This window comes from Aquiflexum lacus (genome assembly GCF_015476655.1).
In the GTDB taxonomy this organism is placed as follows: domain Bacteria; phylum Bacteroidota; class Bacteroidia; order Cytophagales; family Cyclobacteriaceae; genus Aquiflexum; species Aquiflexum lacus.
Genome location: NZ_JABFHF010000016.1, coordinates 64,631 through 81,977, shown reverse-complemented (window position 1 = coordinate 81,977; position 17,347 = coordinate 64,631). Strand labels below are relative to the sequence as shown.

General features: G+C 40.5%; 13 protein-coding genes. 10 read left to right on the top strand and 3 right to left on the bottom strand.

The genetic code is table 11. The features are described 5' to 3' along the window. Window positions 1–55: 55 nt before the first annotated feature. On the top strand, window positions 56–913 hold the full coding sequence (locus HMJ38_RS15020) for a geranylgeranylglycerol-phosphate geranylgeranyltransferase (protein ID WP_194975236.1): 858 nt from the start codon (window positions 56–58) through the stop codon (window positions 911–913). A gap of 47 nt (window positions 914–960) precedes the next feature. Here HMJ38_RS15020 and HMJ38_RS15015 read toward each other — a convergent pair whose 3' ends face one another. Further along, complete coding sequence (locus HMJ38_RS15015; protein WP_194975235.1) at window positions 961–2,568, bottom strand: N-acyl-D-amino-acid deacylase family protein; 1,608 nt, start codon at window positions 2,566–2,568, stop codon at window positions 961–963. A 340-nt stretch (window positions 2,569–2,908) separates the two neighbouring features. On the opposite strand from HMJ38_RS15015, the gene purN reads away from it, so the two are divergent. The 9 genes from purN (at window position 2,909) to galK (ending at window position 14,562) form a co-directional block, all read left to right on the top strand. Then, a complete protein-coding gene (purN, locus tag HMJ38_RS15010; RefSeq protein WP_194975234.1) occupies window positions 2,909–3,466 on the top strand; it encodes a phosphoribosylglycinamide formyltransferase in 558 nt (185 codons plus the stop codon). A 115-nt stretch (window positions 3,467–3,581) separates the two neighbouring features. Next, window positions 3,582–5,108 carry a bifunctional phosphoribosylaminoimidazolecarboxamide formyltransferase/IMP cyclohydrolase gene (purH, locus tag HMJ38_RS15005; RefSeq protein ID WP_194975233.1) on the top strand — a complete coding sequence of 509 codons (1,527 nt, stop codon included), beginning with the start codon at window positions 3,582–3,584 and terminating at the stop codon, window positions 5,106–5,108. Between the two features lie 524 nt (window positions 5,109–5,632). Further along, window positions 5,633–5,851 (top strand): type II toxin-antitoxin system HicB family antitoxin, encoded by a 219-nt coding sequence (locus HMJ38_RS15000; protein WP_194975232.1) that lies wholly within the window; start codon window positions 5,633–5,635, stop codon window positions 5,849–5,851. Window positions 5,852–6,319: 468 nt separating this feature from the next. Then, the gene (eutB, locus tag HMJ38_RS14995) at window positions 6,320–8,641 is read left to right on the top strand and encodes an ethanolamine ammonia-lyase subunit EutB (protein ID WP_194975231.1); all 2,322 of its coding nucleotides are present in this window, start codon (window positions 6,320–6,322) and stop codon (window positions 8,639–8,641) included. Window positions 8,642–8,788: 147 nt separating this feature from the next. Continuing rightward, the gene (gene cysS, locus HMJ38_RS14990) at window positions 8,789–10,282 is read left to right on the top strand and encodes a cysteine--tRNA ligase (RefSeq protein WP_194975230.1); all 1,494 of its coding nucleotides are present in this window, start codon (window positions 8,789–8,791) and stop codon (window positions 10,280–10,282) included. Beyond that, window positions 10,272–11,252, top strand: coding sequence for a M28 family peptidase (locus HMJ38_RS14985; protein ID WP_194975229.1), 981 nt, complete (start codon window positions 10,272–10,274; stop codon window positions 11,250–11,252). Before cysS ends, HMJ38_RS14985 begins: the two co-directional genes overlap by 11 nt. 24 nt (window positions 11,253–11,276) lie before the next feature. Then, complete coding sequence (locus tag HMJ38_RS14980) at window positions 11,277–12,314, top strand: LacI family DNA-binding transcriptional regulator (protein WP_194975228.1); 1,038 nt, start codon at window positions 11,277–11,279, stop codon at window positions 12,312–12,314. Between the two features lie 30 nt (window positions 12,315–12,344). Next, a complete protein-coding gene (locus tag HMJ38_RS14975; protein WP_194975227.1) occupies window positions 12,345–13,412 on the top strand; it encodes an aldose epimerase family protein in 1,068 nt (355 codons plus the stop codon). A 4-nt stretch (window positions 13,413–13,416) separates the two neighbouring features. Further along, complete coding sequence (gene galK, locus HMJ38_RS14970; RefSeq protein ID WP_194975226.1) at window positions 13,417–14,562, top strand: galactokinase; 1,146 nt, start codon at window positions 13,417–13,419, stop codon at window positions 14,560–14,562. Window positions 14,563–14,607: 45 nt separating this feature from the next. On the opposite strand, the gene HMJ38_RS14965 is transcribed toward galK, so the two are convergent. Together HMJ38_RS14965 and HMJ38_RS14960 are read right to left on the bottom strand one after the other, a co-directional pair. Then, a complete protein-coding gene (locus HMJ38_RS14965; protein WP_228780075.1) occupies window positions 14,608–15,915 on the bottom strand; it encodes a glycoside hydrolase family 140 protein in 1,308 nt (435 codons plus the stop codon). Between the two features lie 94 nt (window positions 15,916–16,009). After that, window positions 16,010–17,218: an MFS transporter gene (locus HMJ38_RS14960; protein ID WP_194975224.1), complete on the bottom strand. Its 1,209-nt coding sequence runs from the start codon at window positions 17,216–17,218 to the stop codon at window positions 16,010–16,012. Window positions 17,219–17,347: the final 129 nt, after the last annotated feature.

Genomic DNA, 17,347 nt, shown 5'->3' with positions numbered 1-17,347 from the left:
ATTTGAACTTATGTACAGCATTTTGTCGTAATATTGGTCTACGAAATTCAAACCTATGCCAAAATCCTTTTCCATTTGGAGTGTACTGAAAATCAGTAGACCTGTCAACCTTGTAATTGTGGCATTTGCCCAATTGATGACAGCCTATTTTTTGGTGGAAACTTCGAGGAAAGGGCTTCCTGTATTACAGGACATTAACCTGTATTTAATCATACTTTCTACCGTCATCATTGCTGCTGCAGGTTACATGATCAATGATTACTATGATGTCAAGATTGATTATGTCAACAAACCTGATGAGGTCATCATTGGAAAGGGAATGAAAAGAAGGGTCGTATTAGTGTTCCATACTTTCCTGAGTTTATCGGGAATTGCCATAGGATGGTTGGCAAGCCCAAGGGTCGCGGTCATCAATTTCTTTGCTGCCTTTTTATTGTGGTGGTACAGCAACTCACTCAAAAGACTGCCCTTCGTCGGGAACTTTTCGGTAGCCTTACTGACTGGTGTTTCTATTTGGATAATTGGATACTATTATCAAAAGTCGGAATTGTTGGTGCTTACCTATGCCATTTTTGCTTTTTTCCTGAACCTTATCCGGGAAATCATTAAAGACATCGAAGACAGGCCTGGAGACCGAAAGCATGGCTGTAGGACATTACCTATCGTCATCGGCTTTCGGAATACGAAAAGAGTTATCTTTTTGATTGCCATTTGTTTTGTCTGTGCCATTATGGTGGTCACTTTCAAAATCAACAACCTCCATCTTTTCATGTACTTTGGTGGACTGAGCATCTTGTTTTTTGTATTCATGTACAAAATCTATGTAGCAGATAGGAAAGCCCATTTTTCCCAACTGAGCATCCTTTCCAAACTTTTGATGCTGACAGGGATTTTCAGCATGGGGTTTTTGTGATTCACAAAAAACAAAAAAAATATAGATTCCAAAAAATTGCAAAATCTTTATTTATGCTGATTTAGCCTCAATGGTTTACCTTTTAATTCTCCGGTATAAATGCCTTCATTTATGGTTAAATGACCATTGACAAATACATAAGAAATTCCTTCTGCTTCTACATGTGGGTTTTCAAAAGTTGCTTTATCAATAAATTTATCGGGATCAAAAACAGCAATATCAGCATAATACCCCTCCTTAATTTCTCCTCTTTTTTCTAGTCCCAACACACGCGCAGTCTTGGCTGTGGACTGGTGGATAGCAAAGGATAAATCAATCCAATTCTGATCCATGGCAAAATATCCAATTTTGCGTGCAAAAGAACCGAATTTTCTCGGATGCCCAGATCCACCGTCTGAGCCTGTTACTACCCAATCCTTACGCATAAAATTAATCAAATCCTCTTCGATCATATTGTAAGAAATCACTCCTATCCCTGGTTCTTCAGAAAGGATAGCAACAGCTGCATCGGGCTCAGAAAGATTTCTTTCTTCAGCAAATTGCTTAAGGCTTATTCCATTATACCCGGGGTTTTGGGTCTGTGAAAAAACCAAAGCCTCAGCCCCACCCCGTTTTCTAATATTTTCAGCAATTTCATTATAGAGTCTCGACCTGTGTTCATTTGCCCTAAATCGTTCCAACATGGCTTCATTCCCCCCATCCTCCACCCACCTGGGGATTACCGTTGCTCTAAAACTGGTTTTGGAGGCAAGATATGGGTATTGGTTTGCTGTGAAAACTAAGCCTTTCTTTTTGGCTTCCTCGATGATCTTTATCACTTCATTGCTTTTACCCCAAACATCCGTCCCTAAGGCCTTGATATGAGAAATATGCACAGGAATTCCTGTCTTTTCACCGATATTGATTGCTTCTTGAATTGAGGCAAGGAGTCCAATGGAGTAGGAACTCTCATCTCTGATATGAGAATCATAGATCCCCCCATATTCCTTGGCTATTTGCGCCAAAGCGATTACTTCATCTTCCCTTGCAAAACTTCCCGGTGCATAAAAAAGGCCTGTTGACAATCCAAATGCACCCTCTTCCATTGATTTTAAAACCAATGATTGCATTTCTTTCAATTCATCTTCAGTAGGTTGTTTGTCCTTTAACCCTAAAACAATTCTTCTAACCGTACCATGCCCGACGAACAACCCTGCATTGGTTCCGATCCCTTCCCTTTCCCACTGCTCTAGTTTCCTTCCTACGGGAAGAGGACTATTCCCATCATTCCCTACAAAAACAGTTGTCACCCCCTGTTTCAAGGCTGATAAATTGGATTTATATTCCAAACTGGAAAGATCACTTTCCAAATGGGTATGGGGATCAATGAATCCTGGAGTCACAAAAAGACCTTTAGCTTCAATAACTCTTTTGGCTTTCAATTTATTTAGAGCGGGTTTACCTACAAAAACAATAAACTCATCCTTAATTCCTATGTCAAGTAATTGCGGTTCCTCATTTTCGCCTGTAAAAACCAAAGCATCCTGAATTAAGAAGTCAAAAGGCTTTTCTTTTGTCGAACAATTTGTCAATAGCAAAAAAATCATGAAGGAGATGGCGAGAAAACCAAAAATTGATGTGGCAGAGCCAGAATGCAAGACTTTGTTTGTTCTCATAATCCAAATCTGTTTTTAAAATATTAAGGAAGGAATTTAAATATTTACTTTTTATTAGCCGGACAAAATGTGTCAGATGGATTCAATAATTTATAATCTGATTTTTTGAATTTAAGGGAACATTTGAAATATGATATGATTACTAATGCAAATTTCAATAGCTCAATATATTATTAGACTTAAGTAAAATATTTTTCCCAGAAGATTAGTGCTTCTCCTTTTCTGGTAGTCCGGAGTTTATAACTTTAAACTTTTGCGTATTGAGTTTTAAACTCAATTACTTAATCTTGGATGGTAGAAGCCCACTACCTATTTTTGAGACAAAATAATTGATCCCACTTTGAAAAATATTGCCATTCTTGCATCGGGCAGCGGCACCAACGCTGAGGAAATCATGAAATACTTCCAAACTTCCTCCAAAGGAAAAGTGGTTTTGGTTGCTTCAAACAAAAAAGAAGCCTTTGTTCTGGAAAGGACGAAAAAGTTTCAAGTTCCCTCTTTCGCTTTTAATAAAGCTTCACTTGAAAGCGGGGAGCTTGCACAAAAGCTGAAAGATTATAAAGTGGATTTGGTGGTTTTGGCGGGCTTTCTCCTTAAAATCCCAGTAAACCTGATCCAAGCTTTTCCTGACAAGATTATCAATATCCATCCGGCATTATTGCCCAAATATGGAGGGAAAGGCATGTACGGTGCAAAAGTCCATGAAGCTATAAAGGAATCAGGTGATCAGGAAACGGGCATTACCATCCACCTTGTCAACGAAAATTATGACGAGGGAAAAATCATTTTTCAAGCGGCTGTCTCGATCAGTCCCGAAGATTCACCAGAAACCATCGCGCAAAAAGTCCATCAATTGGAATACAAATACTTCCCAAATGTGATTGAAAGTCTGCTATAATCCGTTGGTTTTCCTACCTTTGCGACTTGCAAAAAAATCCATTTACTATATACGCTCTGCATAGCATTTAGAACTTTGTGTCTTTGTGTCTTTGTGCCTTTGTGGCTAATTTATTATGGCAAACAAAAAAATACAATCCGCCCTTATCTCTGTCTATTACAAAGACAACCTTGAACCTATCATCGCCCAACTCAAGGCCCAAGGTGTAAAAATCTACTCTACCGGAGGCACCCAAAAATTCATCGAAGAACAAGGTGCTGAGGTAATCCCTGTGGAAGAACTGACTGGCTATCCTTCCATCTTTGGCGGAAGAGTCAAAACCCTCCACCCAAAAATCTTCGGAGGAATACTTCACAGAAGGGAGAATGACTCAGACGTTTCCCAGGCAGTTGAGTTTGATATCCCTGCGATTGACTTGGTGATTGTGGATTTGTACCCTTTTGAAGAAACAGTTGCCTCAGGAGCTCCTGAAGTGGATATCATCGAAAAAATCGACATCGGTGGAATTTCTTTGATCCGTGCTGCTGCTAAAAACTTTAAGGATGTGGTCATAGTTGCCTCCAAAGCCCAATATGGAGAATTGGAAGGAAAATTAAAAGCCCAGGATGGAGGTACCACCCTCGAAGATAGAAGGTACTTTGCAGCCCAAGCATTCCAGGTTTCTTCCAATTACGACACCCATATTTTCAATTACTTCAATCAAACCGAAAATATCCCAGCACTGAAAATATCCGAATCCAAGGCAAAAGCTTTGAGATATGGTGAGAACCCACATCAAGCTGCCCATTTTTACGGGGACCTTGACGCATTGTTCAGCCAATTGAACGGAAAAGAATTGTCCTACAACAACTTGGTGGACGTGGATGCGGCAGTAGCCCTGATTGCCGAATTTGATGGGGAAACAGCTTTTGCCATCCTCAAACATACCAATGCATGTGGGGTTGCTACTGCTGATTCAGTCAAAGAGGCATATCAAAAAGCTTTTGCTGCCGATACCACTTCGGCATTTGGTGGCGTTTTGATCACTAACCAAAATGTGGATTTGGCAGCAGCCGAAGAGATGAACAGTTTGTTTTTTGAAGTGCTGATTGCACCATCCATTGATGAAGATGCCTTGACTTTGCTTAAGGGCAAGAAAAACAGAATCCTATTACAACAAAAAATTCAGATCGAAGGTACCAAGCAGGTCAAGACCTTGCTGAATGGCATCATCGAGCAGGACAAAGACCTTCAGACTGAAACCAAAGCAGACTTCAAAGTAGTGACGAAAGTTGCGCCAACCGAAGAAGAAAAAGACGCCTTGGTATTCGCCGCCAAAGTCTGCAAGCATACAAAATCCAACACCATCATTCTGAGCAACAGCAATCAGTTGTTCTCCTCGGGAGTTGGTCAGACTTCCAGGGTTGATGCTTTAAGACAGGCCATCGAAAAGGCCAAATCCTTTGGTTTTGATTTGAAGGGCGCGGTGATGGCATCCGATGCTTTCTTCCCATTCCCTGATTGTGTGGAAATTGCCCACGAAGCTGGAATTACAGCTGTTGTTCAACCCGGTGGTTCCATCAAGGACAAGGACTCTATAGATTTCTGCGATGCACATGGGATGAGTATGGTGATGACGGGGGTGAGGCATTTTAAGCATTGATTAGGAGAGGTGAGAGATTTGAACCGAGAATCAAGAATCAAGAATTAAAAAGGGTTTTCCTTGTCACTTCGACGACAGGAGAAGTCTAAAAGCAAGACATGATGTTAGTTAGACCTTTGAGTGCGCCGTGGCGTACCCTAAGGTCTTTTTTTGATTACCACATAGAACATAGAGAGCACATGGTTTTTGAGGGAATGGCGGTCAAAACCCTATTAGAAAACCAAGACGCAGAATTTTTGTATTATAAAAAATTCTTTTGGTATTTTTGAAAATGGGGAAAAATGAAAAACTTTTGGCTACTATCCTAAGTGGGTGATCAGATCAAAACATCAGTTTTTCAGAGTTTCGGAAAATTTTAAGTCTTCTTGGTTTTAAGGAGAGAATAAAAGGAAGTCACCATATCTATTATGAAGACTCAATTGAAGAGATTATTAATATTCAGGAAAAAGAAGGAAAAGCAAAACCTTATCAGGTCAAACAGGTAAGAAATCTTATATTTAAGTACAAATTAAATCTGAAATAAAATGAAAACTAACCCTAGATATGAAATAATTATTTATTGGAGTGAAGATGATCAGGCATTTATAGCGGAAGCACCTGAATTGTCCGGATGTGTTGCAGACGGGATATCTTATGCAGAAGCATTGGCAAATATTGAAGTCGTCATTGCCGAATGGATTGAAACTGCTGTTCAAATGGGTAAAGACATTCCAAATCCTAAAGGACGGTTGATGTTTGCTTAAGGGGCTGAAGCAGGTTATTTTGAAGTAATCAAAGATAAAATATTTGTGGTTGAAAGATTATAAATCATACTAATTCAATCAAATTTTCTTTGTGGAGGAGAAATAAGGATTTCACGTTTCTATCAGGAAAAAAATCTTGGGATTCTTTATTTTTATATGGAAACCTACCCTAGTAATTGCAGCGCAGGGTATTTGATTTTATTAGAACAAAAATCAAATAATTGGGAAGTCTTCGATATTTTGACGCAGATTATATCGTAAATGGACATTTTTTATCATTGACATCAAAATTATTTTTAGGTTAAATTTCAAACTACTAATCCCAACTTTTATAAAGTTTCAATTCTAATTGGTTATTTTTAGGAATGATTCTGTAAAAATTAAAAGCATTTTTTCAAAATCAGATATAAATCAGATCTCATATCTGACTTTGAAACTTCATTATCCTCGCTAAAACACCAAGCCAACATGGAGAAAATCAGCCGAAAAACCTTTTTGACACATGTGGGGGTCATCAGCACCTCAGCATTGCTGTGGAATGCCTGTGAACTTGGTTCATCCAACAATAAAAGTGACATCTTAAAAGCACCTGTGATCGGAAAGCCAAATGGGAATGAGGATATTTTTTCATACATCAATAGGGTCTCGGGTAAAATGGACCAAACACTTTATCGCCAAATAATTGGATCGGCAAATGAATTCAAGGAGGGTGATCTTACTTTGGTGATCTCTGCTGCTACTGAGAATTCCCGTCTAAATGCCCGTGAACTCCTATCTAAAACAAAAATTGGTGACCTGAAAACACACAGCCTTTTCACCGATGAACTTTATCAACTGATCCAACAAACCACTGATTCAAAACTTGAATTAGATGATTGGACCATAGGCGAACTGAAGTCTTTTATCCTAAACCAATCAGAACTGGAGATCAAAGAAATCATGCCAGCTTTGAGCAGTGATGTGATTGCCTGCGTGGTCAAGTTAATGAGCAATGATGAGTTGATCCAAGTAGGGCAAAAAGTTTTCAATCCCATCCCCGGCACCAAAATCGGAAGCAAGGGCTATTTGAGTGCCAGGGTTCAGCCCAACTCCCCTACTGACAATCCTGATGACATTGTTTGGCAGGTATTTGACGCTTGGTCTTATGGTGTGGGTGATCTGGTATTGGGAACCAATCCGGTTTCAAGTGATCCACATTCAGTTGCTGAAATCGAAAAAGCGCTTTATGATATCATTACCACCTTTGGCCTGGAATCAACCCTGCCCAATTGTGTCCTATCGCATATCGATGTACAGGCCGAAGCCGAAAAAATCTATCCAGGCACCACAGGGATCTGGTTTCAGAGTATTGCAGGCACTGTCAAAGCCAATCAGACCTTTGATGTTTCCATTGAGAAAATGGCCCGACATATGGATACAAGAACAGGTCAGTTTGGACTCTATGCAGAAACCGGTCAAGGTGCGGACTTTACCAATGGTCATGGGGAGGGATTTGACATGGTTGTCCATGAATCGAGAAAATATGGATTTGTTAGGGCATTAAAGTACCAATTGGAAGAAGGAAAAACACCTGGTCAATTCCCTTGGGTACATGTGAACGATGTGGCTGGATTTATTGGCCCGGAGGTGTTCAAATCCAAGGAACAGTTGGTACGCTGCTGCTTGGAAGACACAGTCATGGGTAAATTGCATGGGCTGACCATAGGTTTGGACATTTGCTCCACCCTGCACATGGATGTCACTTTGGATGACCTGGATTGGTGTATTGAACAAATTATGCCTGCTAATCCAGCTTACCTGATGGCACTACCTACCAAAAATGACCCCATGTTGAGTTACCTGACCACGGCATTTAATGACCATGTCAGAATCCGGGAAAAATTCGACTATAAAATCAACGACGCGATGTGGGATTTTTTCAAAAGGATAGAGATCATTGGAGAAGACAACAAGCCGACCCAACACTTTGGGGATCCTACTTGGGTCTATTACCAATACCGCCTGGCCAAAAAAGACCTTCGGACCAAAGAGGAAATTTTGGCTGCGGGTCGTAGGATGATCGGGGAAATAGAAAACCGGGGCGTTCCCATCGCCCAAGGTTTTGGCGAGAATTACTGGGATTTGAATCCTGAGCTTGACAAGAAAATCCGATTCCTCTATGAAGATGCCAAAATAAGCTTATGGACAGAAATGTCGGATTCTTTTGTCAAGTCAATCCCAAATGCAATTGGTGTCACTACATTATCCTTAGACAAAAAGGATTACGTATATCATCCTGAGACCGGCGAGGAATTTGGCAAAAAAACCATTAATCAATTAAAGGCAATCCGTAAAAACTGGGAAAACAAAATCCCGGATGTTCAGATCGTTATTTCCGATGGATTGAATGCCAAAGCATTGATGGATGAAGGCCACTTGTTTCCTTTCCTTGAAAAACTGACTGATCATCTCACCAAAAAAGGCATTGCCATCAGTCCACAACCTATTGTTTTTACCCATGGCAGGGTGAGGGCAGGATATGCTGCTGGGGAACAGTTGTTCGGTTCACTTCCTTTTTCCGACAGAAAAAAAGGGATCATTCATATCATTGGAGAAAGACCTGGTTCTGGGCACCATAATTTTTCAGCTTACATTACAGCCACATCCATAAACAAATGGGCCAAAAAGGGTTCCGTGGACCATGACATAACCAAAGTGGTTTCTGGGATTTCAGATACTGCGCTTCCTCCCTACCGAGCGGCAGAAGAGGTTGCCAACATTTTTGAAGAACTATTTAGAAACAGCGTGTGACAATTTGGGAAAAAAACCTTCAAGGCAATTCATTTTTAAACATACAGATAAAGAATACTTTTCTTTACTCATTCCAATCCCCTATTTTGCAGGTTCAAACTTATCCTACTTGGTACTTTGTACTTAGTGCATTGTACATTAAAACCCATGAAACAAAATACCCTCAAAATATACAATACCCTTTCCCGCAAGAAAGAGAATTTTGAACCGCTTAGTCCGCCTCATGTGGGCATGTATGTATGCGGACCTACTGTTTATGGTGATGCCCACTTGGGACATGCCCGGCCTGCCATCACTTTTGATACAGTCAATAGGTACTTGTCTCACCTAGGCTACAAAGTCCGCTATGTACGGAACATCACCGACGTGGGTCATTTACAGGGTGATGCAGATGAAGGGGAAGATAAAATCGCCAAAAAAGCCAAACTGGAACAATTAGAACCCATGGAGGTGGCCCAACAATATACAGACACCTACCATCGTGACATGGAAGCACTGAATACCTGGAAGCCAAGTATAGAACCCCGTGCAACAGGCCACATTCCGGAACAGATCGCTTTGGTTCAAGGCATTCTTAGTGAAGGATTGGGTTATGAGGTAAATGGTTCGGTTTATTTTGATGTGCTCAAATACAATGAAAAGTATCAATATGGAAAACTTTCAGGAAGGGTTTTGGAGGAACTGATGAGCGGAAGCAGGGATTTGGATGGACAAGGGGAAAAGAGAAATCCTGTGGATTTTGCTTTGTGGAAGAATGCTTCCCCCGAACACCTCATGAAATGGGAATCCCCTTGGGGAATAGGTTTTCCTGGATGGCATTTGGAATGTACAGCGATGAGTTCTAAGTATCTGGGAAAACAATTTGACATTCACGGTGGTGGAATGGACCTGATGTTTCCCCATCACGAATGCGAAATTGCCCAAGGCAATGCCTGCAACCATCAGGAGCCTGCCAAATATTGGATGCATAACAACATGATCACGATCAATGGGCAGAAAATGGGCAAATCCCTTGGCAACTTCATTACGCTTCAGGAGTTGTTTACAGGAAAACATGACCTGTTGGAACAGGCCTATAGTCCAATGACGATCCGTTATTTTATACTGACAGCTCATTACAGGTCTACTTTGGATTTCTCCAACGATGCCCTTAAAGCTGCTCAGAAAGGATATAAAAAAATCATCAACGGACTTCGAATTGCTAAAAGCCTGCAACTTGAAAGCAATGAAACCATAGCATTGGATGAAAATCAGATCCAACAGGTGGAGCAAAGCATTGCCAATGCTTATCGGGCAATGGATGATGATTTTAATACTGCACAGGCTATTGGACATCTTTTCAACCTCCTGAAAAAAATCAATTCGATATATACAGGTCAATTGCAGTCTTCTGTTTTTGGAAAAGAAATTTTCGATAAAATGATCAGCACCTATGTTGTTTTCGTAGAGAATATTCTGGGTCTGAAGGAAGAAAAAACAGATACACAACAGGGATTGTTGGACGTTCTCCTTAAACTTTATACCGAGGCTAAAATTGCTAGGAATTATGACAAAGTAGATGAAATCAGGTCAGCTTTAAAAGAATTGGGATTTGTGCTCAAAGACATGAAAGATAAAATAGATTGGGCTTATGAAGAATAAACTTGGTTTGATTTACTTATTGCTGCTGTTTATTTGGTCTTGTAATGGTGATAAAACCACTGATACAGTACAGGAACCTATCATTTATAAACCTGTTCCGGAATTTTCCGCTGACACTGCATACAATTTCATCCAAAAGCAGGTAGACTTTGGCCCCAGAGTGCCCAATACAGCGGGTCACCGTAAAGCCAAGGAATGGCTGATCCAAAAATTCGAAGAATTTGGATTGGAAGTGCAGACTCAGGAGTTTCAGGCTAAAACTTATGACAATCAATTTTGGGACCTGACCAATATCGTTGCTTCCTATAATCCTTCCGCAAAAAAGAGGGTACTATTGGCCGCCCATTGGGATACACGCAGAATAGCTGATAAGGATACCCAAAGGATCGATGAACCTATAGATGGTGCCAATGACGGTGGTTCGGGTGTGGCTGTTTTGTTGGAAATTGCACGGGTAATTCAGGAGTCAGCGTTAAAACCTGATATTGGAATAGATTTCATCTTGTTTGACGGGGAGGATGACGGTGAACCTGAACATACCAATTCCCGTGACAATTCTCAGATTTGGTGGTGTCTTGGTTCACAACATTGGTCCAAAACACCTCATCAAAAAGGATATGCTGCCTACTATGGTATTTTGGTGGATTTGGTAGGGGCCAAAGGTGCAAGATTCTATAGAGAGGGTTATTCCATGCGCTATGGCAAAAACATTGTCAATAAAGTATGGAATTTTGCTTCAGAATTGGGATATTCAGACTTCTTTATCATGAGAGACGCCCCTGAAATCATAGATGACCATGTTTTTGTCAACCGTGATGCAGGGATTCCAATGATAAATATTGTAGAATTTTCTCCTGATTTTGGCTTTGGCCATTACCATCATACGCATTCCGATAATATGGACATCATAGATAAAAGGAGTTTGCGAGCAGTAGGTCAAACTGTATTATTCACCATTTATCAGGAATAATATTCCCCAATAACCACATAGACCATGAAAAAAGGCCATCAGGTAACAATGAAAGAAATTGCCAAGAAATTGGGAGTATCTGTTTCTACTGTTTCAAGGGCATTGAAAGACTCGCCCGAGCTTCATAAGGATACCAAGCTCCGAATTGTGGAAATGGCCAAAAGCATGAACTATCAATACAACTTACTTGCGCAAAGTCTAAGGATTTCAAGAAGCAAGGTTTTGGGGGTTATTGTTCCTGAATTGACCTCACATTTTTTCTCAAGCAACATCAGTGGCATTCAGGACACTGCCTATAAAAGGGGCTACAATATCATGATCTGCCAGTCCAATGAATCCTATGAACAGGAAAAAGCTAATGTCAGAACTCTTGTTTCAAGTCAGGTTGATGGTCTTTTGATTTCCCTAAGTAGGGAAACTAAATCTTATGAGCACATTCAGGAGCTTTATGACAGAGAAATCCCATTCATAATGTTTGACCGGGTGACAGAAGAAATTCCCGTTTCAAGAGTGACAGTCGATGATGCACATGGAGCCTATTTGGCCGTACAGCATCTCTTGCATCAAGGCTGTAAAAAAATAGCCTATTTCTCTGGGCCTGAGGATCTTTATATCAGTAAAAAAAGAAAAGAGGGATATCTGGAAGCTTTAGCTGAATACGGTATTTCCGAAAAAGAAAGCAGGGTATATGTCACAGATCTTACCCCGGAAATGAACAGACAGGTAACTTTGGATATGCTGGCAAGCGAAGATATCCCTGATGCTATTTTTGCAATGATTGATCCCCTTGCATTGGATGTCATGTTGGTCTTAAAAGAAAAAGGAATCAAAATCCCAGAACAAATCGCGCTGGCAGGATTTACCAACAACCCTACTTCTGCAGTTGTAGAACCCTCCTTGACGACTGTTTCGCAACCAGGTTATGAAATGGGACAATTGGCAGCCAATCACTTATTGGACCAATTGGACGAAATCGTTTCTGATGATCCCCAATCTTTCGTGCTTCTAACCACCTTGGTGGTAAGAAATTCCTCTAAGAAAAAAATAAATTCGGCTTCCTAACTACCCTATTTACAAAATAAAAAAAATCGCATGTCCATACAAATCACTTCTTCACACTTTGGCACCACTCCACAGGGTGATGAGGTAGAAATTTTCAAATTAAGGATTCCAAATCAAATAGAGGTTTGCGTCATGAATTATGGTGCCACATGGACACATCTCTTTATTCCTGACAAAAATGGCAAAATGGAAGATGTACTACTGGGATTTGATACCTTAGAAGGCTATTTCCAAAAAGAGTATCAGGAAAACTATTGCTACATTGGATCGACAATTGGAAGGGTTGCAGGAAGGATCGCAAACAACTCTTTTTCCCTTAATGATAAAACCTATCAACTTCCTGCAAACCAAGGCAACGCCCACCTACATGGTGGAATGGAAGGTTGGGACAAAAAAATATGGAAAGCAGAGCCTTTTGAAACTGACAACTCTGTTGGTGTCACTTTTTTTTATCAAAGTCCGGATGGCGAGGAAAACTACCCCGGGACCGTGGATGTTTGGGTTACTTATACCTTGGATGAGACTGGACGCTTCGAGATAAGCTACAGGGCAATGACAGATAAAAAAACGATTCTAAACCCTACTAATCATTTCTACATTAATCTAGGTGGTGATTTTTCTAAGAATATTGAAAATCACGCTTTCTTTATTGATGCTGACAATTATCTCCCAATGAATGAGAAGAGCCTTCCGATTGGCATGAAATCCCCTGTAGCAGGTACTCCATTTGATTTTAGGCACCTTAAAAAAATTAAAGATCATATTCATCTTGAAAATCATCAGTTGGAAATCGCAAATGGGATTGATCACTGTTTTGTTTTGAATCAAGAGGAAGATTGTGCTGTACTTTATGATCCTGAATCGGGAAGAAAATTAACGCTATCCACGACCGAACCTGGTATTCAGGTTTACACCGGCAATTACCTCGATGGATCTTTTGTTGGTAAAAATGGAATTGCTTTCGGCAAACTTTCCGCGATTTGCCTAGAAACCCAACATTTCCCTGACGCCATTAATCTTCCTGAGTTTGATACGGTTGTTTTATTGCCGGGAGAAATATTTGAATCCAGAACACAGTTTGTTTTTAGCGCTGAATGACACAATGACCGACAAAATCACATCAACATTTAAAGAAACTTTTTCCAAAGAACCCCTTGTAGTTTATTCTCCCGGAAGGATTAACCTTATCGGAGAACACACTGATTACAATATGGGATTTGTCATGCCTGCTGCTATCGACAAGAAGATGATTGTGGCCATCGCTGCAAACCAAACTAGACAAGGCCGGATTTATTCCATGGATTTTGAGGAGGAATTTGTGTTCGATCTGGATTCTTTTGGTCCCTACAAAGGTCATTGGGCAACTTACATCATGGGAGTCACCGCCCAACTTCAACAGGCAGGTTATGCCGTTCAGGGATTTGACATGGTCTTTGGTGGTGATATTCCCGTAGGTGCTGGTTTATCCTCCTCTGCGGCTTTGGAGGCTGCTGTTGGATTTGCACTAAGCACACTATTTGGGTTTCATGTACCGAAAAGGTCTTTAATCCATTATGCCCAAAAAGCAGAACATATTTTTGCTGGCGTTCAATGCGGTATCATGGATCAATTTGCTTCAGTAATGGGCAAAAAAGGCCATGTCATCCGGTTGGATTGTAGGTCACTCGATTTCCAGTATTTTCCATTACACCTCCCCAATCACAGTATTTTATTGATTGACACTGGTGTAAAACATTCCTTGGCTGACTCAGCCTACAACAAAAGAAGGGAAGAATGTCAGACGGGTGTAGCTGCCGCCCAAAAACTGAATCCTGAAATCAAATCCTTAAGGGATATGGATATGGATTTATTGGAAGCTATTAAGTCCGATATCAGTCAAACAGTATTAAATCGGTGCAAATATATCATTGAGGAAAATAACAGAGTTTTAGACTCATCGGAATCGCTGGACAAGAATGATCTGGTAGGTTTTGGTGAAAAAATGTACCAGTCGCATGAAGGCCTTAGTAAACTATATGAAGTCTCCTGCCCTGAACTTGATTTTTTGGTTGACTATACCAAGGACCTTGAAGATGTATTGGGAAGCAGGATGATGGGAGGCGGATTCGGTGGATGCACCATCAACATTGTGGAAAAATCAAAGGTCAGAACCCTTCAAGACAACATCAAACCTGCTTTTGAATCCAAATATGGCGTAACGCCAAAGGTTTACGAGGTAAGTTTGGAGGATGGAACTGGGTTGATGTGAATTCAAAAAAACAAATGTAATGATAGTGTTAAATCCATCTTAAAGTCACTCCACTACCAAAACCCAGTCCTGGCCTTTGCCTCTGGAAGGTGTGCTGATTTTGTTTATGCCTTTGGTCAATATGGATCCTGAATATGGAAAACTCACACCGGTCCTTGGGTCATACCAATGGGCTTTCAATGTTGGATTATTCAATTTTGAAAGATTAACCTCTACAGTTTTTCCAGTAGGAAAATAAATAAAAGCATAACTTCCACCCATATCCCTGGTCCCAATCACAAAATGTTCATCATCTTCTTGGGTGGTGCTCACCAATTCAAAATCAGGAATTCTGTCAAAATAAGATTTTGATAACATCAGGTTTTTGAGATGTTTGACCTGATTGGCCATTGGCAACTCTAAGGAGCTCTGCCATGGTTTCAGAGGACCATTGATGGGTTTTCTATCCAAGGTGTACATTTGCCATACGGCATGACAGCCATAAGTCTGTCCTGCGCCCCCTGCAAAAACATTCCAGTACATGATCCTTCTGATATCATCTGGATTGCTATAACCAAGCTTTTGGGCATTGGAGCAATTGGGATGCTCTTCATAAAGTGGTTCTCCGTCAAGAGTAGGCTTGGTTGGATTCAACTGATAATCATGGTCTATGATGCTATAGGTCGGTTGATTAGGGCAATGTCCTGTTTGGTGCATATTAAAATCCAGCCAATCAGATTGATGAAACCATGTTGAAGAACCTCCAGGTGTATTTGGTTGGGGATGGAAAGTCATCAATATTGGATTATGCTTATTGGAGGAGGATTTTATACCTGCTGCCATTTGATTCCAAATGTTGGCATCTTCTGAATCTTTCCTTGGGTTTCTATCTCCTCCAATCACCCAGATCAGATTCTTTCTATCAGCATACCTCGCCCCGATCCATTTCCCAAATTCAAAGGCATTTTCAACATTGAAAATTTCCGGACCCACTCCCCAAGTATTCTTATTTACTTTATCTCCCCAAGTGGGTAAAAGTGCAATATGGATTTCTTTCTCCTCCGCCAGACTGATTACCTCATCTACATATTTCCAGTACTTTTCATTGAACTTCATTGGCTTTAATGACTCAAAAGGCATTTCACCATATTGATTGGGATCATTCAGACCATCTATCTCAGCCAAGGCCACTGCTTGGATCACATTAAACCCTTGTGATTTTCTAATATCTAGGTAATATTTTACCTCTTCTCTGTTGGTTCTGTGAAAAAGCTCCCAAGCTGTATCCGCCATCCAAAAGAATGGGCTATCATCAGCCTGTGCCAAAAACCTTTGATTTTCAGAGATTTTTATAGGTCCCTGAATTTGCGCCATCAGTAGACTTGGGACAATTAACGAAAGGAGAAATATAAATATTCTTTTCATGGGCATGAAAGAAAAAAGGCAGCCAATTGGCTGCCTTAAGTTTTTAATGTGCAGTTGGGACTGCTTCTGTTGATTTGCTGTTTTTTTGCCAGAAGAAAAATATGGTAAATAACACTATTAGTATTGCAGGAAAGGTCACCATTTTGGAGAGGGTGGCTTGGCCTGCAAGTAAATCCGTATCATGTATGGCTCTTGCAGTGTCAATCCATTTCCCAATAATTGGCTGGAAAATCGCTGTAGAGAACATACCAACTCCTCCGATGATAGACATGCCCAAAGCACCACTTAAAGGCACTCTTTGTGCAATAGCGCCCACCATCACCGGCCAGAAATAACAAACTCCGATTGCAAAAACCACCGCAGCTAAATAGGCCATCGGGCCTGTGACTGTACTAAACATATAAATGCCAAGTGTGGCAAAAATAGCTCCACCCAAAAGCACACCTGTTTGGCCTAATGTCTTTACAACAGGTCCTGCAAAGAATCTTCCAACGGCCATAACACCCGTAGTCAGGGCTAGGATCAACATACCACTTGCACCACTTTCACTCATTACCACATTTACCCATTGCTGAGGTCCGAATTCAGAAATGGCAGTGAGTGCCATGCAAAAGAATAGGAAAATAAATACAGGTGAAAACAATGCCCTTACGTTACTCGCTATAGAGGTTACACCTTCGACAGTTGGTTTTGGAAATGCCTTACCAAAGAACAAGGCAGCATAGATGACGGTCGGGATCATTAGCACCCACATTTGCATTTGCCATCCCATTCCGAAATCGGTCATGAATTTCGAAATCAAACTTCCAAGCACAATACCTCCTGGAAACCACATGTGAAAGCGGTTTAACATTTTGTTCATTTTATCACCTGAATACATATCAGCAATCATTGGATTACAGGCTGCCTCTGTACAGCCATTACCAAAACCAATAAATAAGGTCGATATCAATAAACCAGTGTAACCACCTGCATAGATGGTTAACACTATCCCTAAAGTATGGGCCACAAAGGCTATTTGCATGATTACTTTAGGTCCTATTTTATGATAAAACAGACCACCTAAAATCATTGAAATGGGAAATCCAAGAAACCACATGGAGTTTATAAATCCGAGTTGTTCTGCTGACAACCCGAAATTTTCCCCTAATTCTGGTAGGATACCTGCCCTAATGGCAAAGGTGAATGCAGTTGTAATCAATGCAAAACAACTCGCATTGAACAAAGCAGATTTATTTAAATTTTCATTCATGTTGGTTGGGTTTAAGAGGTTAAAGACTTTTTTGAATGGGTTGAATAATAAACATTCGGAAAATATATAAAAAATATCAAGGATAGGCTTACCCTTTCGTAAAAAAATTGCTTTAAATATGTCCTGAAG